Genomic DNA, 17,340 nt, shown 5'->3' with positions numbered 1-17,340 from the left:
AACTTGCATGTGTTAGGCACGCCGCCAGCGTTCATCCTGAGCCAGGATCAAACTCTCAAATAAAAGTTTATCAGGCTCAGATACTATTGTTATCTAAATATCTGGCTTTATGGTTTGTTTCTTGTTTATAAATTAACCTACTGTTTAATTTTCAAAGTTCTTTTGTCTTATTTTTGTGCTCCTTTTGGGCACTCATATATAATACCATCTATGTTATTCCAAGTCAACGCTTTTTTAACTTTTATTTTAATTATTTTTTTGTCAAAACAAAAATAGCTTATATTAGTGCATTTTTAAACACCTCAATACAAGCTATTTACATATTTAGACTTATTTTTATAATTATTTCAACTTAGATATTTCTGTATACCTATGTATATTGCCCATGCTATCTTTTCTTGATATGTTTCATCTGTCAAAAGTTTACATTCTTTTTCATTTGATAGAAAACCACATTCTATTAATACTGATGGAATATTATTTTCTTTCAAAAGGTATATGTCATCTCGTGGCTTAACTTCTCTGTTATTTGTTTTATCTACTACTCTTTTAAGTTCTTCTTGAATACACTTTGATAATTCCTTGCTATCTTGCTTATCTTTAGGATAAAATGTCTGAGCTCCATAGTATTTAGATTGTTCGAATGCATTTAGATGTATGGATACAAACATATTAGCATTGGAATTAGAGATTATTTCTTTTCTATTTTTCAAGTTCTCATTATATTTTTGTCTTGTTGTTTTATTATTTTCTTCTTTATAGAGGCTACTGTCATCTTCTCTAGTTAATATTACAAGACCTCCACTTGATTCTATAAGCTCTCTAAGCTTAAGTGTTATTGCTAAGTTGATATCTTTCTCAGATGTGCTCTTATCCTTGTTTAATGCGCCTGGGTCAATACCTCCATGACCAGCATCTAGAATTATTGTTTTATTTGTTATTGGCATATATTTAATAACATCTTCAGAAATATTTTTTACTTCAAATATTGATACTATTACTAGACATACCATAACAAAACTAAAAATTATATGTTTTATGTACTTTCTCACAACATCACCCTGTATATGTATACTTATAAAAACACTATAATATTCCAAATATTAGTACAAACATTTAAATTTCACTTTAGTATTTATCTATCTCTATTTTTTAATATTAATATATGATTACATAAGTATGCTATATTCACATATACTCTAAATTCCCATTTTTAATTAGTATCGTATAACAGGTATAATAAATTATGACAATTTACATTATGAATTATATTATTTAATAACCTAAATTCTATTACTTATAAAATGTAAAATTTTTAATTATATTTACTGTAAATTTCTTTATCCATTTCTCAATAGAACTATAATCTCAATAACTTTAACATATAATCTTTTATTACAATAAAAAGGATGTTTTTCAATAGAAAAACATCCTAATAAGATATCTTATTATTTTATTGTATATCAATCATTAACTTAAACCCAACATTTCAACATGCTTCCATATTTTCTGGATAACAGAAAATAAAGGATTTTGCTTTTCCAAAAAGATAAATAATTATCTTTTTGAGAATTGTGGAGCTCTTCTTGCTGCTTTTAATCCGTATTTCTTTCTTTCCTTCATTCTAGCATCTCTAGTTAAGAAACCTTCTTTCTTTAAAGCAGGTCTTAAATCTAAATCAGCTTTTAATAAAGCTCTAGATATACCATGTCTTATAGCTCCAGCTTGTCCAGTGAATCCTCCACCTTCAACTTTTACTATAACATCATATTTATTTTCATTACCAGTTAAAACTAATGGTTGTTTAACATCTCTTATTAATGTTTCATAGTTAAAATAATTTTCTAATGCTCTTCCATTTACTAATATATTTCCTTCACCTGCAACTAGTCTTACTCTAGCAACAGAACTTTTTCTTCTTCCAGTTCCATAATATTGAACGTTAGCCATTATAAACTCCTCCTTTCACCTATTAATCTTATTTAAAGTTTAAAACTTCTGGATTTTGAGCTGCATGAGTGTGCTCAGCACCTGCAAATACTCTTAATCTAGTCATCATTCTACTTCTTAATTTGTTTTTAGGTAACATACCATTTACAGCATGTGCTATAACTTCTTCTGGTTTTTTATCCATCATATCTCTATAAGATATTTCTTTTAATCCACCTACATAACCAGTGTGGTATCTGTAATATTTTTGATCTAATTTTTTTCCACTTAAAACTACTTTTTCTGCATTTACTACAACAACAAAATCTCCACCATCAACGTGAGGAGTAAATGTTGGTTTATGTTTACCTCTCAATACTGTTGCAATTTCTGTTGCTATACGACCTAATGTTTTTCCTTCAGCATCAACTAAGTACCATTTTCTTTGTACATCAGCTGGCTTAGCTATATAACTTTTCATAACTGTCCCTCCTTAACTACTTTTCATAAAAATTTTTTACCGTTTATGTCAAGTCCGGGGCAAGTGGACTTATTAACACATTCTCATATATTTTAATACATGTAGCCTGGTGTGTCAAGTTAATAATGAACTTTTTTAAGAAATAATCCTTGTGCTGGAGCTGTATGTCCACATCTTGATCTGTTTTTAGATTCTATTATATCTAAAAATGATTCATTAATTCTACCACGTCCTATATCAACAAGTGTTCCAACAATAATTCTCACCATATTATATAAGAACCCATCTCCACTAATTTCTAAAGTAATCAAATCATCTGTTTTTTTTATATTTATATCATATATTGTTCGTATTGTATCTTTTACAGATGAACCAGAACTCATAAAACCTTTAAAATCATGTGTACCCAATAGACTTTTTGATTCTATACACATTTTTTCAAAATCAAGTTCATACTTTACTTGATATGATATGCTGTTAAGTATTGGGTGTCTAAACTTACTGTTATATATTAAATATTTATATGTTTTTCCTTTTGCACTATATCTTGAATGAAAGTCATCATTAACTTCACATGCTTCTATAACTGATATGTCTTTTGGTAATTTAGCATTTAGTGCCATTGGTACACTTTCTATACTTATACTTGAACTAATTTTAAAATTTGCAGTTTGTGCAAGAGCATGAACCCCTGAATCAGTTCTACCTGAGCCTATAAGTTTAACTTCTTCATTCATTATCTCATATATAGCCTTTTCAATTGTACCTTGTATCCCTAGAGAATCTGGTTGCTTCTGCCATCCACAATAATTTCTACCATCATATTGGATTGTAATCTTTATATTTCTCATATTTTACCTCACCTATATGCTTCTATTAAATCGCTATAAATCTAGTAGCTATGATTAATCCTAAATAAATAACTTGAAACACACATGCTATATAATCTGCTTTTACTATAACAGACTCCCTCATTTTTGTTCTATTGTGTCCACCTCTATAACATCTAGCTTCCATGGCCATAGCCAATTCATCAGCTCTTCTAAATGCACTAACAAATAGTGGAACTAAAAGAGGTACTAGATTTTTAGCTCTATTTATAAGATTTTTACTTTCAAAGTCTGCACCTCTAGACATTTGAGCCTTCATTATTTTATCTGTTTCGTCTAATAATGTAGGAATAAAGCGCAAAGCAATTGTCATCATCATTGCAAGCTCATGAACTGGTAAACCAATTTTCTTAAAGGGATTCAATAATCGCTCTATACCATCTGTCAATTCTATTGGTGAAGTTGTTAAAGTAAGTAATGATGTCCCAATTACTAAAAATATAAGTCTTATTGCCATAAAAATTGCTTGTCTCAAGCCTTGACTTGTTATTGTTAAAAATCCAAATGACCATATCTCATCACCTGGTAAGAAAAATATATTTATAATAAATGTAAATAAAATAATCCACTTAAGAGGTTTTACACCCTTAACAATATACTTAACAGGTATATTAGCTAACTTTATCATACCTAATAAACATAATAAAACTATCATATAAGGCCAAAATTTATTTACTACAAATATAGATACCATAAATACAATTGTTGCTACAAGTTTTATCCTTGGATCTAATTTATGAATAGCAGAACTTGTTGGGTAGTATTGCCCTATAGTTATATCTTTTAACATAATCCTCGCCCTCTCACAACTCTTAATATTTCCTGTTTTGCTTCTTCTAAAGTCAATATGTCTTCACTAATGTCAAAACCTTGTTCTCTTAATTTCAATGCAAGCTCTAAAACCTGTGGAATATCTAAACCAATTTCTTTTAATTTAATAGCATTCGATTTAAATACATCTCTAGGAGTACCCATAAATTCTATTTTACCATGATTCATAACAATTAACGTTTGTGCCAACTTTGCCATATCATCCATACTATGTGATGACAATATTATAGTCATATTGTTTTTTTCATGTAAGTTTTTTATTAAATTAAAAATTTCATCTCTTCCACCAGGATCAAGACCTGCAGTTGGTTCATCTAATATAAGTACTTCTGGGTTCATTGCTATAACTCCAGCTATTGCAACTCTACGCTTTTGACCTCCTGATAATTCAAATGGAGATTTATCTTTAAATTCCTCATAGTCAAGTCCTACAGCTTCCATCGATGCTTTTACCCTATTATGTATCTCAACCTCTTCTAAACCTAAATTAGCGGGTCCAAAAGCTATATCCTTATCAATTGTTTCTTCAAATAATTGATATTCTGGATATTGAAATACAACACCTACTCTTTTTCTTATCTCAGTTAAGTTTAAATTCTTATCTGTTATGTTAAAATCATTTATAAAAATCTCTCCTGAGGAAGGTTTTAATAATCCATTTAGATGTTGTATCAATGTAGACTTTCCTGAACCTGTATGACCTATAAGTCCAACAAAATCTCTATCTTTAATCTCAAAAGATACATCATCAAGTGCTTTACTTGCAAAAGGCATCCCTTCATTATATATATGTGTTAAGTTCTTTACTATAATTGACATAATTCCATCACCATCTCATCCACAGTTAATATATCACTACTAATATTTATACCTTCTTCTATTAATAAACTAGACAACTCTGTCATACAAGGCACATCTAAACCGATTTCCTTTAACATCTCTATTTTACTAAATACTTCTTTAGGAGTCCCTTCTAAAAGTTTCTTACCTTTCTCCATAACGACAACTCTATCAGCTTCTACAGCTTCTTCCATAAAGTGAGTTATATGTAAAACAGTTATATTTTCTTCTTTATTAAGCCTTTTTATTGTTTTCATAACTTCTTTTCTTCCAGATGGGTCTAACATCGCTGTTGCTTCATCAAATATTATACACTTGGGTCTCATGGCAATTATGCCTGCTATTGCAACCCTCTGTTTTTGGCCACCTGATAACAAATGCGGTTGTCTACCTCTCAAATCATACATACCTACACTTTTTAAAGACTCTTCTACAATTCGTCTTATCTCTTTTGGCTCTATACCTAAGTTTTCAGGACCAAAAGCTACATCTTCTTCTACTATTGTGGCAACAATTTGATTATCTGGGTTTTGAAATACCATACCTGCTGTTTGCCTTATATCCCATAATCTTTCTTCTTCTTTGGTGTCCATTCCATCAATGAGAATATTTCCTTCTGTAGGCATAAGAATAGCATTTAAGTTTTTAGATAAAGTAGACTTGCCAGAACCATTATGTCCTATTATCGCAACAAATTCTCCCTTTTTAACATCTAAGCTTAAATTATCTATTGCTTTAAGTTTTGCTTCATCTGTAATATACTCAAATGAAATATTGTTTACTTTTATTATATTATCCATTAATTCATACTCCTTTTAGTAAGCAATAACTTATAAAAATCATTTTACACATTATTATATCACACCTTAGTCAAAAAAATAAAAAAAAGATTAAGCCATCAAGCCTAATCCTTTCCTTACTATACTAATTCTATAAAAGCCATTTCAGCAGCATCGCCTTTTCTTGGCCCTATTTTTATTATTCTAGTGTATCCACCATTTCTCTCAGCATATTTTGGAGCTAAATCTGTGAATAAGTTATTAACTACTGTTTCATCCATAACATAAGCTAAAACTTGTCTTCTAGCATGAAGATCTCCTCTTTTAGCAAGAGTTATCATCTTTTCAGCCATTCTACGAGTTTCTTTAGCTCTAGTTACTGTAGTTTCTATTCTTCCACTTCTTAGTAAACAAGTTACTAAGTTTCTTAACATAAGGTTTCTGTGAGCTGTTTCACGTCCTAATTTACGGTACTTAGCCATTCTTATCCCTCCTTTGCTCGCTATTCTTCACTTGGTTTTAATCCTAGCCCAAGTTCCTCTAGTTTTTGTATTACTTCTTCTAATGACTTTTTACCTAGGTTTCTAACCTTCATCATATCGTCTTCAGACTTATTAGCTAATTCTTCAACTGTATTAATTCCCGCTCTCTTTAAACAGTTGTATGATCTAACTGATAAATCTAATTCTTCTATAGTCATTTCAAGAACTTTTTCTTTTTGATCTTCTTCTTTTTCTACCATGATTTCAACACTACTTACATGTTCAGTTAAGTCTATAAATAGATTTAAATGCTCAACTAATACTTTTGCAGCTAATGATATACCTTCTTGAGGGTTTATACTACCATTAGTCCAAACTTCTAGTACTAATTTATCATAATCTGTTTTTTGACCAACTCTTGTGTTTTCTACATGATAACTAACTTTCTCAACAGGAGTATATATTGAATCCACAGGTAAAACACCTATTGGAACATTCTCTGTTTTATTTTCTTCAGCAGAAACATAACCTCTACCTTTATCTACAAATATTTCCATATTAAACTTGGCATTATCATCTAATGTAGCTATTGCTAAGTCTTTGCTTAATATTTCAACATCTGGAGGACAGATTATATCTGAACCTGTGATAGAGCATGGTCCTTGAGCCTCTATTTTAAGTGTTCTACTTCCTTCACCATCTATAGTTGCTGAAAGCTCTTTTAAAGTTAATATTATCTCTGTAACATCTTCTTTAACACCAGGTATTGTAGAGAATTCATGAAGAACTCCATCTATTTTTATAGCATTTACTGCTACACCTGGTAAAGATGATAATAATATTCTTCTTAGTGCGTTACCTATAGTTATTCCATATCCTCTTTCTAGAGGTTCTATAACAAACTTACCATATCTATAGTCTTCGCTAAGCTCAACTATATCTACTTTTGGCTTTTCTATTTCTATCATGGACAAAACCCTCCTTAAAATTCAGTAATCCACTGAGGGTAAACAAAATTTTAAAATAATTTTTAAAAGTGTGCTTATTATTTAGAGTAAAGTTCTATGATTAAGTGCTCTGCTATTTCAAGATCTATATCTTCTCTTGTTGGAACACCAACTACTTTTGCTGTCATTCCTTCTACATTAGCTTCTAACCATTTAGGAGCTATTCTTGAGTTAACTTCTACTAAATTTTTGAATTTTGCAGAAGATCTTGATTTTTCTTTAACTTCTATCACATCTCCAACTTTAACTGTTAATGAAGCTATATCTACTTTATTTCCATTTAAAGTGAAATGACCATGAGTTACTAATTGTCTAGCTTCTTTTCTAGAAGATGCTAGTCCCATTCTGTAAACTACATTGTCTAATCTTCTCTCTAATAAACTTAATAAATTCTCACCTGATTTTCCAGGCATGTTTTCAGCACGTTCGTATAAGTTTCTAAATTGAGTTTCTAAAACTCCATATATTCTTTTAACTTTTTGTTTTTCTCTTAATTGTAATCCATAGTTAGAAACTTTCTTTCTCCCTTGGCCATGTTGACCTGGAGCATAGTTTCTTTTAACTATAGCACATTTATCTGTATAACATCTATCACCTTTAAGGAATAATTTCATTCCCTCTCTACGGCATTGTCTACATGATGCACCTGTATATCTTGCCATTTATCTACACCTCCTATTTGTACTCTTATTAATTACACTCTTCTTCTCTTTGGTGGTCTACATCCGTTATGTGGGATTGGAGTAACATCTTTTATCATAGTTACTTCTAGTCCAGTTGCTTGTAAAGCTCTTATAGCAGCTTCTCTTCCTGAACCTGGCCCCTTTACGAATACCTCAACACTTTTTAATCCGTGTTCCATCGCAGCTTTTGCAGCTGTTTCAGCAGCCATTTGAGATGCAAATGGAGTTGATTTTCTTGACCCTTTGAATCCTAATTGTCCTGAACTTGCCCAAGATATAGCATTTCCATGAACGTCAGTTAAAGTTATTATTGTATTGTTGAAAGTTGACTGTATATGAGCATGACCACGTTCTATATTTTTACGTTCTCTTCTTCTAACACGTGTAACTTTCTTTTTTGGTTTAGCCATTTTCCTTTTCCCTCCTTCATCTAATTATTATTTAATTATTTTTTCTTTTTACGAGATACTGTTTTTCTAGGACCTTTTCTAGTTCTAGCATTAGTTTTAGTTCTTTGTCCTCTTAATGGAAGACCTTTACCATGTCTAATTCCTCTATAACATTTTATATCTCTTAATCTCTTTATGTTTAAAGCAATTTCTCTTCTTAAGTCACCTTCAACTAAGAAATCGTCATCTATAACTTTTCTTAACTCATTAACTTGATCTTCTGATAAATCTTTTATTCTTGTATCTGGATTTATCTCAGCTTTAGCTAATATTTCGTTAGCAGTTGCTTTACCTATACCATATATATAAGTTAAGCCTATCTCCGCTCTTTTTTCTCTAGGTAAATCTACCCCAGCTATTCTTGCCATGATCGCACCTCCTACACATAGTTTTTAGTGTTTAAAACTTCATATCATATATCAATCCTACGTCAGATTGTTCAACGATTTTAACGTTCTTTTGTTAACATCACAATATAGTATTATACTATAAAATTTAACAAAATACTAGTAATAATTTCTTATCCTTGTTTTTGCTTATGCTTTGGATTTTCACAGATAACCATTACTTTTCCTTTTCTTTTTATTACTTTGCATTTTTCACATATTGGTTTTACTGATGGTCTAACTTTCATTATTAATCCCTCCTTAGACTAAATATCAAGATAGTCTACTTCTTACGCCAAGTGATTCTTCCTCTTGTAAGGTCATATGGAGAAAGTTCAACATTCACCTTATCACCTTCAAGAATTCTTATGAAGTTCATTCTTAGCTTTCCAGAAATGTGGCATAATATCTCATGTCCATTTTCTAGTTTAACTTTAAACATAGCATTAGGTAAAGCTTCTGAAACTGTACCTTCTAATTCTATAACATCTTTTTTGGCCATTAACTAACCAGCCCTCCATTTCAATAAGTTAAATTATCTAATTTAACTTAGTAAGTTCAGCTCTTAAAAAAGAATCTGTAATCTCTTGTCCAGATACTACTCTTTTTCTAACTTCATCATTAATAAAATTATATTTTTTTAAGTGCTTAACTTTCTTTAACTTAGGTTTGTCAAGTTTTCTTTTCTTTCCATCAGCTATTAATACATATTCATTATTAATTATCTTGACTACGAAAAATAAATTTCCTTGATCTCGACCTAATGAAACCTTAACAACTTGACCTATACTTAAATTATCTGATAGCACTTTTTTCACCTACTTCTTAATTTACAACTTTGTCAATATCAAAGGTTCATGTTCAGTAATTGCTATCGTATGCTCATAATGAGCTGATTTTTTTCCATCTATTGTAACAGTCGTCCACCCATCTGATAGAGTCTTTACATGATAACGACCTGCATTAACCATTGGCTCTATAGCAATAACCATTCCTTCTCTAAGTCTTGGTCCTTTTCCTGGGAGTCCATAATTAGGTACCTGTGGATCTTCATGAAGATTTGCTCCAACTCCATGTCCTACCAAATCCCTAACTACTGAGAAACCATGTTTCTCAACGTGTGTTTGTACTGCGTGTGAGATATCCGAAAGTCTATATCCTAATTTAGCAAATTTTATTCCTTCATAGAAGCTTTCTCTAGTTACTTCTATTAATTTCCTATCTTCTTCAGATATCATGCCTACTCCATGAGTTTTCGCAGAATCACCATGATATCCTTTATAATAGGCTCCTATATCTAAGCTTACAATGTCTCCTTCCTTTAATAGAGTCTCACCTGGAATTCCATGTACAACTTCTCTATTGATAGAAGCACATATACTTCCTGGAAAACCTCCATATCCTTTAAAAGAAGGTTCAGCATTGTATTTTCTTATATTCTCTTCAGCTATTTTATCTAATTCTAAAGTAGATATTCCCGGAGAAATAGCTTTTCTTAAAACTTCATGAGTATCAGCAACAATTTTGCCTGCTTCTCTTAAAAGTTCTATTTCTTTCTTTGATTTCAAGATAATCATTTATTTTCCACTTCCTAAAGCTGCAACAATATCTTCAAATACTTTATCTATTGCTTGGTCACCTTTTATATCAGCTATTATACCTTGTTTGCTATAATAATCTACTAAAGGCTTAGTTTCATCTAGATAAACTTGTATTCTCTTAGATACAGTTTCTTCATTATCATCAGCTCTTTGATACAATTCTCCTTGGCATACATCACATACACCTTTTACTTTAGGAGGATTAAACTCAACATGATAAGTAGCTCCACAAGACTTGCATATTCTTCTACCAACTGCTCTAGATACTAATATGCTCTTATCAACTTCAATATTGACAACTTTATCCAGTACTATACCAGCATTTTTTAAGAATACATCTAAATGCTCACCTTGTGCTACATTTCTTGGAAATCCATCTAACATAAATCCATTTTTACAGTCTTCTTGAGATATTCTATCAGTAACTAAACCTACAGTTAACTCATCTGGTACTAATAAACCTTGGTCCATGTATTCTTTAGCTTTTTTTCCAAGTTCTGTTCCCTCTTTTATATTCTTTCTGAATATATCTCCTGTTGATATATGAGGTATATTGTATTTTTCTACTATTCCTGCCGCCTGAGTACCTTTACCAGCACCTGGAGGTCCAAGTAATATTATTCTCATATTATCCATCTCCATTTTATTTTAAGAAACCTTGATAGCTTCTCATAACTAAGTTTGACTCTAACTGTCTCTTAAGCTCCAAAGCAACCCCAACAACGATTAGCAATGAAGTTCCAGCTAGACTCATATTGACATTCATATAATGTGTTGTAAGAGCTGGTACCATAGCAATTATTGCTAAGAAAGTAGCTCCAGCTAAAGTTAATCTTGTTAAGATTCTATTTAAATAATCCATAGTAGGTTCACCTGGTCTAATACCTGGTATAAATCCACCATTATTTTTCATATTTTTAGATATATCTTCTGTATTGAATGATACAGTTGTATAAAAATATGAGAAGAAAATTATAAGTAGAATTTCAATTGATCTGTATGTCCAAAATCCTTGTTCTGTTGCCATACTTAAGTATTTTTGAACAAAAGCTTGAGCATCTGCCCCCATAAACATAGCTATTGTTTGTGGAAAAGCTAAAAGTGAACTAGCAAAAATTATAGGCATAACTCCTGATTGGTTAACTTTCATTGGTATATGAGAACTTTGTCCTCCATACATTTTTCTTCCAACAACTCTTTTAGCATATTGTACAGGTATCTTTCTAGTCGCTTCTTGTATAAATGTAACCCCTGTAACTGTAAGTAATATAACTACAATTAGAAGTATTATTACCCAAGGTGCAACTTGACCAGATTTAACTTGTTGTGCGATTTTAATAACATCTGTTGGTATTCTTGATATAATACCTGCAAATATTATTACTGAACTACCATTACCAATTCCTTTTTCGGTAATTTTGTCCCCAATCCACATTACTAACATACTTGCTGAAACTAATGTTATTACAACAGTTGTGATAAAAAACACACTATTTGATATTAAAGCACTTCTTACAATTCCTAATGTAATTCCCAAAGCTTGTACAACTGCTAGAGCTAGTGCTGTATATTTAGTGTACTTATTGATTTTTTTCTTTCCTTCTTCACCAGATTTTTGAAGTTCTGCTAAACTTTCAAAACCTACTGTTAGAAGCTGTATTATGATTGATGCAGTAATATATGGACTTATACCCAAAGCAAATAGTGAAAAGTTACTAAATGCTCCACCAGTAAACATATTATACAGAGAAAGTAGACTATTGCCGCCTACCATCTTTTGTATAATACTAGTGTCTATACCTGGAACTGGTATTGTAGTACCTATTCTGAATATCACGATCATCATAAGTGTATACATTACTTTTTTTCTTACTGCTTTAATCTTCCAAGCTTGTTTTAATTTTGACAGCACGCTAATTCACCCCGCCTGTACTGGCTAGGAGATTAGCAGGTTATTATACTAACTCTGCTTTTCCACCAGCTTTTTCTATTTTTTCTTGAGCTGAAGCTGTAAATTTAGCAGCTTTAACAGTTAAAGCTTTTTCTAAATTACCTTCACCTAAGATTTTAATTCCATCTTTACCTATTTTGCTTATAGTTTTAGTAGATTTTAATAATTCTGCAGTTATTTCTGTTCCATTTTCAAATCTGTTTAAAACTTCAACATTAACTTCTGTGTAAACTTTCTTAAATATGTTATTGAAACCTCTCTTAGGAAGTCTTCTAGCTAGTGGCATTTGTCCACCTTCGAACCCTACTCTTACTCCACCACCAGAACGAGACCATTGACCTTTTTGTCCACGTCCTGCAGTTTTACCTTGTCCAGTTGCAGTACCTCTACCTAATCTTCTCTTAGCTCTTACTGCACCTTCAGCAGGTTTTAACTCATGTAACTTCATGGATTGCACCTCCTTGCACTACTTTTTAAAAATTATTCAGCTATTTCAGTTACTTCTAATAAATGACTTACTTTTTTTATCATACCTCTTACTTGAGCATTGTCTTCTTTTACAATAACTTGTTCTCTTTTTCTTAATCCTAACGCTTCAACATTCTTTTTTTGGTTAGGAGTAGTTCCTATAACACTTCTAACTAATTTTATTTGTAATTTAGCCATTTTACACTACCTCCTTACCCTAGAAGTTCTTCAACTTTTTTACCTCTAAGTTTAGCTATATCTTCAACTGTTTTTAGAGAATTAAGTCCTTCTATTGTAGCATTTACCATATTTCTTGGATTGTTAGATCCTAAAGATTTAGCTCTAACGTCTTTTAGTCCAGCTAACTCAAGTACGGCTCTAGCAGGTCCCCCAGCTATTACTCCTGTACCTTCTACAGCAGGCATTATTAATATATTTCCAGCACCAAAGTGTCCGCGTACTTCGTGAGGAATTGTAGTCCCAACCATTGGCACTACTATTAGATTTTTCTTAGCATCTTCAACTGCTTTTTTTATAGCATCTGGTACTTCCATTGCTTTCCCAGCACCTATACCAACGTGTCCGTTTTCATCTCCAACAACTACTAACGCTGCAAATCTGAAGTTTCTACCACCTTTTACAACCTTAGTAACACGTCTTACTTCAACAACTTTTTCTTGTAAGTCAAGTTGTCCTGCATCTATCGGCTTACGACGTAGCATGTATTTTTCCCTCCTTCGTATTAGAACTTAAGACCAGCTTCTCTAGCACTTTCAGCTAATTCTTGAATTCTTCCATGATATAAGTATCCACCTCTGTCAAATACAACTTCAGTGATTCCTTTTTCAACAGCTTTTTTAGCAACTAATTCTCCAACTTTCTTAGCTGCTTCCTTATTTCCTGTATGATTAACAGCACTCTTAACTTCTGCTTCTAAAGAAGATGCAGCAACTAGAGTTACTCTGTTTGTGTCATCTATTATTTGAGCATATATATTGTTAGCACTTCTAAATACACATAATCTTGGTCTTTGAGCAGTACCGCTTATTTTTCTACGAACTCTCTTATGTCTTTGAAGTCTATTAGCATTTTTATCAGCCTTTTTTAACACCTAGCTCACTCCTTTCTAGCGTTTAAGTTTTGGTATTATTTTTTACCAGTTTTTCCTTCTTTACGTCTGATTACTTCATCAACGTATTTTATACCTTTACCTTTGTATGGCTCTGGCTTTCTCCAAGCTCTTATTTTAGCAGCATAGTTTCCTACTAATTGCTTGTCTATACCTTTTACTATTAACTCAGTTTGGTTTGGAGCTTCAACAGTTATTCCTTCTGGATCTTCCATTTCAACTGGATGAGAGAAACCTAAGTTCATAACTAATTTTTTCCCTTGTTTTTGAGCTCTGTATCCAACACCTTTTAGTTCTAATTTCTTTTCGAAACCAGTATTTACACCTACAACCATATTATCTAATAAAGTTCTAGTTAATCCGTGTAAAGATCTGTGTTTTTTATTATCAGTTGGTCTTTCAACCATTATTGTATTTTCTTCTTTTTTTATATTTAACTCAGCACTTAATTGTTTAGTTAAAGTTCCCTTTGGACCTTTTACTGTAACTAAATTTCCTTCAGCTATAGTAACTTCAACACCTGCTGGTATTATTATTGGCTTAACACCTATTCTTGACATGGTCGCACCTCCTTACATTGTTCATATTAATTACCAAACGTAGCAGATTACTTCTCCACCAACATTTTCTTTTCTAGCTTGCTTGTCAGTTAATATTCCTTTTGAAGTAGATATTACTGATATTCCTAATCCATTTAATACTTTTGGTATTTCGTGGTTAGCAGCGTAAACTCTCATTCCAGGCTTAGATATTTTCTTAAGACCTGTGATAACTCTTTCGCCTTCTTGTCCGTACTTTAATTGTATTCTTATGATACCTTGTTTTCCATCTTCTATAACATCATAACCTCTTATGAAACCTTCTTCTAATAAGATTCTAGCTAACTCTTTCTTCATATTAGAAGCTGGAACATCTACAGTTTCATGCTTAACAACATTAGCATTTCTTATACGAGTAAGCATATCTGCAATTGGATCTGTCATTGTCATTTTGTAGCCCTCCTTCCATTCTAATCAAGCTTCTACCAGCTTGCTTTTCTAACACCAGGTATTTGACCTTTATAAGCTAATTCTCTAAAGCATATACGGCATATACCAAATTTTTTCAAAACTGAATGCGGTCTTCCGCATATAGTACATCTAGTGTATTCTCTAGTAGCGTACTTTTGCTTTCTTTGTTGTTTAACAACCATCGCTTTTCTAGCCACGGGAATCCCTCCTTTGCTTACTTAGAAAATGGCATTCCTAATAATTTTAATAATTCACGAGCTTCTTCGTCAGTTTTTGCTGTAGTAACGAATATTATATCCATTCCTCTTACTTTATCAATTTTATCATATTCTATTTCAGGGAATATTAATTGTTCTTTAACTCCTAAAGCATAGTTTCCTCTACCATCAAAAGCATTAGGGTTAACACCTCTAAAGTCTCTAACTCTTGGTAAAGAAACTGATACTAATTTGTCCATAAAGTAGAACATTTTGTCAGCTCTTAATGTAACTTTTGTTCCTATTGGCATTCCTTCTCTTAGTTTGAAGTTAGCAACAGATTTTCTAGCTTTAGTTATAACAGGCTTTTGTCCTGATATTATTTCTAATTCTTCAACGCCTTTTTCTAATCCTTTTGGATTTTCTCTAGCGTCACCTATACCCATGTTAATAACTATTTTGTTTAACTTAGGTATCTCCATTACGTTTTTATATCCAAATTTCTCCATTAAAGCAGGAGCAACTTCTTTCATGTATTTTTCTTGTAATCTAGAAGCCATTTAAGGTCCCTCCTTTCAAGCAATATTTATTATAATTCTTTTCCGCTCTTTGCTGATACTCTTACTTTTGTGCCATCTTTTACTTCATATCTTACTCTAACGCCTTTTCCTGTTTCAGGATCAAATGGCATTACATTAGATATGTGTATTGGGGCTTCTTTGTTTATTATTCCACCTTGTTGGTTCATAGCACTTGGTTTTTGATGTTTAGTTATTACATTTACACCTTCAACTAATACTTTATCAGCTTTAGGGTATACCTTTAAAACTGAACCTTTTTTACCTTTATCTTTACCTGCTATAACTACAACAGTGTCACCTTTTTTAACACGCATCATGTCCTATTGCACCTCCTTAATTATAGTACTTCTGGAGCAAGAGAAACTATTTTCATGAATTCATTGTCTCTTAACTCTCTAGCAACAGGCCCGAATATACGAGTTCCTACTGGAGTTTTATCGTCCTTTATTATAACAGCAGCATTTTCATCAAAAGATATATAGCTTCCGTCATTACGTCTTACGCCTTGTTTGCTTCTTACTATAACAGCTTTAACAACCTTACCTTTTTTTACAACTCCACCAGGTGTTGCACTTTTAACAGTAGCAACTATAACGTCGCCTATGTTACCATATCTTCTTTTACTTCCGCCTAGAACACGTATACATAAAAGTTCTTTAGCTCCTGAGTTATCAGCAACTCTTAGACGTGATTCTTGTTGTATCATATCGTAATCCCTCCTTCTTCAAAAACTACTTAACTTTCTCAACAACTTCAACTAGTCTGAATCTCTTATCTTTAGATAAAGGTCTAGTTTCCATTATTTTAACTCTATCTCCGATGTTACATATATTCTTTTCATCATGAGCCTTAAATTTCTTAGTTCTCTTAACACGTTTATTATATAGTGGATGACGTACGAACTCTTCAACAGCTACTACTATTGTTTTATCCATCTTATCACTAACAACACGGCCTATTCTAACTTTTCTTCTTCCTCTTTCCATGTTTAAAAAGCCTCCTTTCCAAATTAAGCTCTAGTTTCGTATAACTTTCTTTCAGCAAGAACAGTTTTAACTTTTGCTATATCCTTCTTAACAAACTTTATTCTAGCTGTATTTTCTAATTGACCAGTAGCTAATTGGAATCTTAAGCTAAATAATTCACTTTTGAAGTCGTTTAATTTGTTCATTAGCTCTTCGCTTGTTAAATCTCTTAATTCTTTAGCTTTCATCCTATTCACCACCCTTTACTTCTAAATCTTCTTTTTTAACAAATTTACATTTGATTGGTAATTTATGTGCAGCAAGTCTCATAGCTTCTCTTGCTTTATCTTCAGAAACACCTGCTAATTCAAACATAACTCTTCCTGGCTTAACTACAGCTACCCAATATTCTGGAGAACCTTTCCCTGCACCCATACGAGTTTCTGCTGGTTTTCTTGTTACTGGTTTATGAGGGAATATTTTTATCCAAACCTTTCCCCCTCTTTTTATATATCTAGTCATCGCGATTCTGGCAGCTTCTATTTGATTAGAAGTTATCCAAGAAGCTTCTAAAGCTACTAATCCAAACTCACCATAAGTAACTTTGTTACCTTTATGAGCTTGCCCAGCCATACTTCCTCTATGAACTCTACGACGCTTTACTCTTTTTGGCATTAACAT

At 31.9% G+C, this 17,340-nt stretch carries 31 protein-coding genes and 1 rRNA gene; all 32 read right to left on the bottom strand.

Annotated features, from left to right (window positions below):
• Window positions 1–63, bottom strand: a 16S ribosomal RNA gene (locus IC218_RS20970); the annotation flags it as partial.
• Window positions 64–347: 284 nt separating this feature from the next.
• On the bottom strand, window positions 348–1,052 hold the full coding sequence (gene cwlD / locus IC218_RS20965; protein ID WP_227436991.1) for an N-acetylmuramoyl-L-alanine amidase CwlD: 705 nt from the start codon (window positions 1,050–1,052) through the stop codon (window positions 348–350).
• 505 nt (window positions 1,053–1,557) lie between these two features.
• Window positions 1,558–1,950, bottom strand: coding sequence for a 30S ribosomal protein S9 (gene rpsI / locus IC218_RS20960; protein WP_003421105.1), 393 nt, complete (start codon window positions 1,948–1,950; stop codon window positions 1,558–1,560).
• A gap of 28 nt (window positions 1,951–1,978) precedes the next feature.
• Window positions 1,979–2,410, bottom strand: a complete 432-nt coding sequence (rplM, locus tag IC218_RS20955) for a 50S ribosomal protein L13 (protein WP_227436993.1) — start codon at window positions 2,408–2,410, stop codon at window positions 1,979–1,981.
• Between the two features lie 119 nt (window positions 2,411–2,529).
• Window positions 2,530–3,261, bottom strand: coding sequence for a tRNA pseudouridine(38-40) synthase TruA (truA, locus tag IC218_RS20950; RefSeq protein WP_227825413.1), 732 nt, complete (start codon window positions 3,259–3,261; stop codon window positions 2,530–2,532).
• Between the two features lie 25 nt (window positions 3,262–3,286).
• Window positions 3,287–4,090, bottom strand: coding sequence for an energy-coupling factor transporter transmembrane component T family protein (locus tag IC218_RS20945; RefSeq protein WP_227436997.1), 804 nt, complete (start codon window positions 4,088–4,090; stop codon window positions 3,287–3,289).
• Complete coding sequence (locus tag IC218_RS20940) at window positions 4,084–4,950, bottom strand: energy-coupling factor transporter ATPase (protein ID WP_227436999.1); 867 nt, start codon at window positions 4,948–4,950, stop codon at window positions 4,084–4,086. The genes IC218_RS20945 and IC218_RS20940 overlap by 7 nt, the downstream gene beginning before the upstream one ends.
• Window positions 4,938–5,771 carry an energy-coupling factor transporter ATPase gene (locus IC218_RS20935; RefSeq protein WP_227825412.1) on the bottom strand — a complete coding sequence of 278 codons (834 nt, stop codon included), beginning with the start codon at window positions 5,769–5,771 and terminating at the stop codon, window positions 4,938–4,940. The genes IC218_RS20940 and IC218_RS20935 overlap by 13 nt, the downstream gene beginning before the upstream one ends.
• A gap of 119 nt (window positions 5,772–5,890) precedes the next feature.
• The gene (gene rplQ, locus IC218_RS20930) at window positions 5,891–6,232 is read right to left on the bottom strand and encodes a 50S ribosomal protein L17 (protein WP_003421117.1); all 342 of its coding nucleotides are present in this window, start codon (window positions 6,230–6,232) and stop codon (window positions 5,891–5,893) included.
• 20 nt (window positions 6,233–6,252) lie between these two features.
• Window positions 6,253–7,200, bottom strand: coding sequence for a DNA-directed RNA polymerase subunit alpha (locus tag IC218_RS20925; protein WP_227437003.1), 948 nt, complete (start codon window positions 7,198–7,200; stop codon window positions 6,253–6,255).
• A 77-nt stretch (window positions 7,201–7,277) separates the two neighbouring features.
• Window positions 7,278–7,901 (bottom strand): 30S ribosomal protein S4, encoded by a 624-nt coding sequence (rpsD, locus tag IC218_RS20920; RefSeq protein ID WP_227437005.1) that lies wholly within the window; start codon window positions 7,899–7,901, stop codon window positions 7,278–7,280.
• Between the two features lie 32 nt (window positions 7,902–7,933).
• Window positions 7,934–8,332, bottom strand: coding sequence for a 30S ribosomal protein S11 (gene rpsK, locus IC218_RS20915; protein ID WP_227437007.1), 399 nt, complete (start codon window positions 8,330–8,332; stop codon window positions 7,934–7,936).
• 35 nt (window positions 8,333–8,367) lie between these two features.
• Window positions 8,368–8,739, bottom strand: coding sequence for a 30S ribosomal protein S13 (gene rpsM / locus IC218_RS20910; RefSeq protein ID WP_227437009.1), 372 nt, complete (start codon window positions 8,737–8,739; stop codon window positions 8,368–8,370).
• A 152-nt stretch (window positions 8,740–8,891) separates the two neighbouring features.
• Entirely contained in the window at window positions 8,892–9,005 is a 114-nt protein-coding gene (gene rpmJ, locus IC218_RS20905; RefSeq protein ID WP_002509257.1) for a 50S ribosomal protein L36, read from the bottom strand.
• Window positions 9,006–9,040: 35 nt separating this feature from the next.
• On the bottom strand, window positions 9,041–9,259 hold the full coding sequence (gene infA, locus IC218_RS20900; protein ID WP_003421127.1) for a translation initiation factor IF-1: 219 nt from the start codon (window positions 9,257–9,259) through the stop codon (window positions 9,041–9,043).
• A 37-nt stretch (window positions 9,260–9,296) separates the two neighbouring features.
• Window positions 9,297–9,566 (bottom strand): KOW domain-containing protein, encoded by a 270-nt coding sequence (locus IC218_RS20895; RefSeq protein ID WP_227437012.1) that lies wholly within the window; start codon window positions 9,564–9,566, stop codon window positions 9,297–9,299.
• A gap of 21 nt (window positions 9,567–9,587) precedes the next feature.
• On the bottom strand, window positions 9,588–10,334 hold the full coding sequence (gene map, locus IC218_RS20890; protein ID WP_227437013.1) for a type I methionyl aminopeptidase: 747 nt from the start codon (window positions 10,332–10,334) through the stop codon (window positions 9,588–9,590).
• Entirely contained in the window at window positions 10,335–10,985 is a 651-nt protein-coding gene (locus tag IC218_RS20885; RefSeq protein ID WP_227437015.1) for an adenylate kinase, read from the bottom strand.
• 16 nt (window positions 10,986–11,001) lie between these two features.
• Entirely contained in the window at window positions 11,002–12,270 is a 1,269-nt protein-coding gene (gene secY / locus IC218_RS20880) for a preprotein translocase subunit SecY (RefSeq protein WP_227437017.1), read from the bottom strand.
• A 43-nt stretch (window positions 12,271–12,313) separates the two neighbouring features.
• The gene (gene rplO, locus IC218_RS20875; RefSeq protein ID WP_003421135.1) at window positions 12,314–12,757 is read right to left on the bottom strand and encodes a 50S ribosomal protein L15; all 444 of its coding nucleotides are present in this window, start codon (window positions 12,755–12,757) and stop codon (window positions 12,314–12,316) included.
• 32 nt (window positions 12,758–12,789) lie between these two features.
• The gene (rpmD, locus tag IC218_RS20870; protein WP_227437019.1) at window positions 12,790–12,975 is read right to left on the bottom strand and encodes a 50S ribosomal protein L30; all 186 of its coding nucleotides are present in this window, start codon (window positions 12,973–12,975) and stop codon (window positions 12,790–12,792) included.
• 14 nt (window positions 12,976–12,989) lie between these two features.
• The gene (gene rpsE, locus IC218_RS20865) at window positions 12,990–13,499 is read right to left on the bottom strand and encodes a 30S ribosomal protein S5 (protein WP_227437021.1); all 510 of its coding nucleotides are present in this window, start codon (window positions 13,497–13,499) and stop codon (window positions 12,990–12,992) included.
• Between the two features lie 20 nt (window positions 13,500–13,519).
• A complete protein-coding gene (rplR, locus tag IC218_RS20860; protein ID WP_227437023.1) occupies window positions 13,520–13,888 on the bottom strand; it encodes a 50S ribosomal protein L18 in 369 nt (122 codons plus the stop codon).
• A gap of 35 nt (window positions 13,889–13,923) precedes the next feature.
• Window positions 13,924–14,466, bottom strand: coding sequence for a 50S ribosomal protein L6 (gene rplF, locus IC218_RS20855; protein ID WP_003435668.1), 543 nt, complete (start codon window positions 14,464–14,466; stop codon window positions 13,924–13,926).
• Window positions 14,467–14,496: 30 nt separating this feature from the next.
• A complete protein-coding gene (rpsH, locus tag IC218_RS20850) occupies window positions 14,497–14,895 on the bottom strand; it encodes a 30S ribosomal protein S8 (protein ID WP_003421148.1) in 399 nt (132 codons plus the stop codon).
• Window positions 14,896–14,927: 32 nt separating this feature from the next.
• On the bottom strand, window positions 14,928–15,113 hold the full coding sequence (locus tag IC218_RS20845) for a type Z 30S ribosomal protein S14 (RefSeq protein WP_003421149.1): 186 nt from the start codon (window positions 15,111–15,113) through the stop codon (window positions 14,928–14,930).
• Between the two features lie 17 nt (window positions 15,114–15,130).
• Entirely contained in the window at window positions 15,131–15,673 is a 543-nt protein-coding gene (rplE, locus tag IC218_RS20840) for a 50S ribosomal protein L5 (protein WP_003421151.1), read from the bottom strand.
• Window positions 15,674–15,702: 29 nt separating this feature from the next.
• On the bottom strand, window positions 15,703–16,008 hold the full coding sequence (gene rplX, locus IC218_RS20835; protein ID WP_227437031.1) for a 50S ribosomal protein L24: 306 nt from the start codon (window positions 16,006–16,008) through the stop codon (window positions 15,703–15,705).
• Between the two features lie 23 nt (window positions 16,009–16,031).
• Entirely contained in the window at window positions 16,032–16,400 is a 369-nt protein-coding gene (rplN, locus tag IC218_RS20830) for a 50S ribosomal protein L14 (RefSeq protein WP_003421155.1), read from the bottom strand.
• Between the two features lie 25 nt (window positions 16,401–16,425).
• Entirely contained in the window at window positions 16,426–16,680 is a 255-nt protein-coding gene (rpsQ, locus tag IC218_RS20825; RefSeq protein WP_003421156.1) for a 30S ribosomal protein S17, read from the bottom strand.
• 23 nt (window positions 16,681–16,703) lie between these two features.
• Window positions 16,704–16,907 (bottom strand): 50S ribosomal protein L29, encoded by a 204-nt coding sequence (gene rpmC, locus IC218_RS20820; protein WP_003421158.1) that lies wholly within the window; start codon window positions 16,905–16,907, stop codon window positions 16,704–16,706.
• A 1-nt stretch (window position 16,908) separates the two neighbouring features.
• A complete protein-coding gene (rplP, locus tag IC218_RS20815) occupies window positions 16,909–17,340 on the bottom strand; it encodes a 50S ribosomal protein L16 (RefSeq protein ID WP_003421160.1) in 432 nt (143 codons plus the stop codon).

The organism is Clostridioides sp. ES-S-0005-03, from assembly GCF_020658455.1.
Lineage (GTDB): Bacteria > Bacillota > Clostridia > Peptostreptococcales > Peptostreptococcaceae > Clostridioides.
This window is presented reverse-complemented; position numbering and strand designations above follow the sequence as displayed.

Bases quoted from the DNA above. Each gene is read 5' to 3' on its own strand.
- rpsI (WP_003421105.1), bottom strand. From the start codon at position 1,950: ATGGCTAACGTTCAATATTATGGAACTGGAAGAAGAAAAAGTTCTGTT.
- rplM (WP_227436993.1), bottom strand. From the start codon at position 2,410: ATGAAAAGTTATATAGCTAAGCCAGCTGATGTACAAAGAAAATGGTAC.
- truA (WP_227825413.1), bottom strand. From the start codon at position 3,261: ATGAGAAATATAAAGATTACAATCCAATATGATGGTAGAAATTATTGT.
- IC218_RS20945 (WP_227436997.1), bottom strand. From the start codon at position 4,090: ATGTTAAAAGATATAACTATAGGGCAATACTACCCAACAAGTTCTGCT.
- IC218_RS20940 (WP_227436999.1), bottom strand. From the start codon at position 4,950: ATGTCAATTATAGTAAAGAACTTAACACATATATATAATGAAGGGATG.
- IC218_RS20935 (WP_227825412.1), bottom strand. From the start codon at position 5,771: ATGGATAATATAATAAAAGTAAACAATATTTCATTTGAGTATATTACA.
- rplQ (WP_003421117.1), bottom strand. From the start codon at position 6,232: ATGGCTAAGTACCGTAAATTAGGACGTGAAACAGCTCACAGAAACCTT.
- IC218_RS20925 (WP_227437003.1), bottom strand. From the start codon at position 7,200: ATGATAGAAATAGAAAAGCCAAAAGTAGATATAGTTGAGCTTAGCGAA.
- rpsD (WP_227437005.1), bottom strand. From the start codon at position 7,901: ATGGCAAGATATACAGGTGCATCATGTAGACAATGCCGTAGAGAGGGA.
- rpsK (WP_227437007.1), bottom strand. From the start codon at position 8,332: ATGGCTAAACCAAAAAAGAAAGTTACACGTGTTAGAAGAAGAGAACGT.
- rpsM (WP_227437009.1), bottom strand. From the start codon at position 8,739: ATGGCAAGAATAGCTGGGGTAGATTTACCTAGAGAAAAAAGAGCGGAG.
- rpmJ (WP_002509257.1), bottom strand. From the start codon at position 9,005: ATGAAAGTTAGACCATCAGTAAAACCAATATGTGAAAAATGCAAAGTA.
- infA (WP_003421127.1), bottom strand. From the start codon at position 9,259: ATGGCCAAAAAAGATGTTATAGAATTAGAAGGTACAGTTTCAGAAGCT.
- map (WP_227437013.1), bottom strand. From the start codon at position 10,334: ATGATTATCTTGAAATCAAAGAAAGAAATAGAACTTTTAAGAGAAGCA.
- IC218_RS20885 (WP_227437015.1), bottom strand. From the start codon at position 10,985: ATGAGAATAATATTACTTGGACCTCCAGGTGCTGGTAAAGGTACTCAG.
- rplO (WP_003421135.1), bottom strand. From the start codon at position 12,757: ATGAAGTTACATGAGTTAAAACCTGCTGAAGGTGCAGTAAGAGCTAAG.
- rpmD (WP_227437019.1), bottom strand. From the start codon at position 12,975: ATGGCTAAATTACAAATAAAATTAGTTAGAAGTGTTATAGGAACTACT.
- rpsE (WP_227437021.1), bottom strand. From the start codon at position 13,499: ATGCTACGTCGTAAGCCGATAGATGCAGGACAACTTGACTTACAAGAA.
- rplF (WP_003435668.1), bottom strand. From the start codon at position 14,466: ATGTCAAGAATAGGTGTTAAGCCAATAATAATACCAGCAGGTGTTGAA.
- rpsH (WP_003421148.1), bottom strand. From the start codon at position 14,895: ATGACAATGACAGATCCAATTGCAGATATGCTTACTCGTATAAGAAAT.
- rplE (WP_003421151.1), bottom strand. From the start codon at position 15,673: ATGGCTTCTAGATTACAAGAAAAATACATGAAAGAAGTTGCTCCTGCT.
- rplX (WP_227437031.1), bottom strand. From the start codon at position 16,008: ATGCGTGTTAAAAAAGGTGACACTGTTGTAGTTATAGCAGGTAAAGAT.
- rplN (WP_003421155.1), bottom strand. From the start codon at position 16,400: ATGATACAACAAGAATCACGTCTAAGAGTTGCTGATAACTCAGGAGCT.
- rpsQ (WP_003421156.1), bottom strand. From the start codon at position 16,680: ATGGAAAGAGGAAGAAGAAAAGTTAGAATAGGCCGTGTTGTTAGTGAT.
- rpmC (WP_003421158.1), bottom strand. From the start codon at position 16,907: ATGAAAGCTAAAGAATTAAGAGATTTAACAAGCGAAGAGCTAATGAAC.
- rplP (WP_003421160.1), bottom strand. From the start codon at position 17,340: ATGTTAATGCCAAAAAGAGTAAAGCGTCGTAGAGTTCATAGAGGAAGT.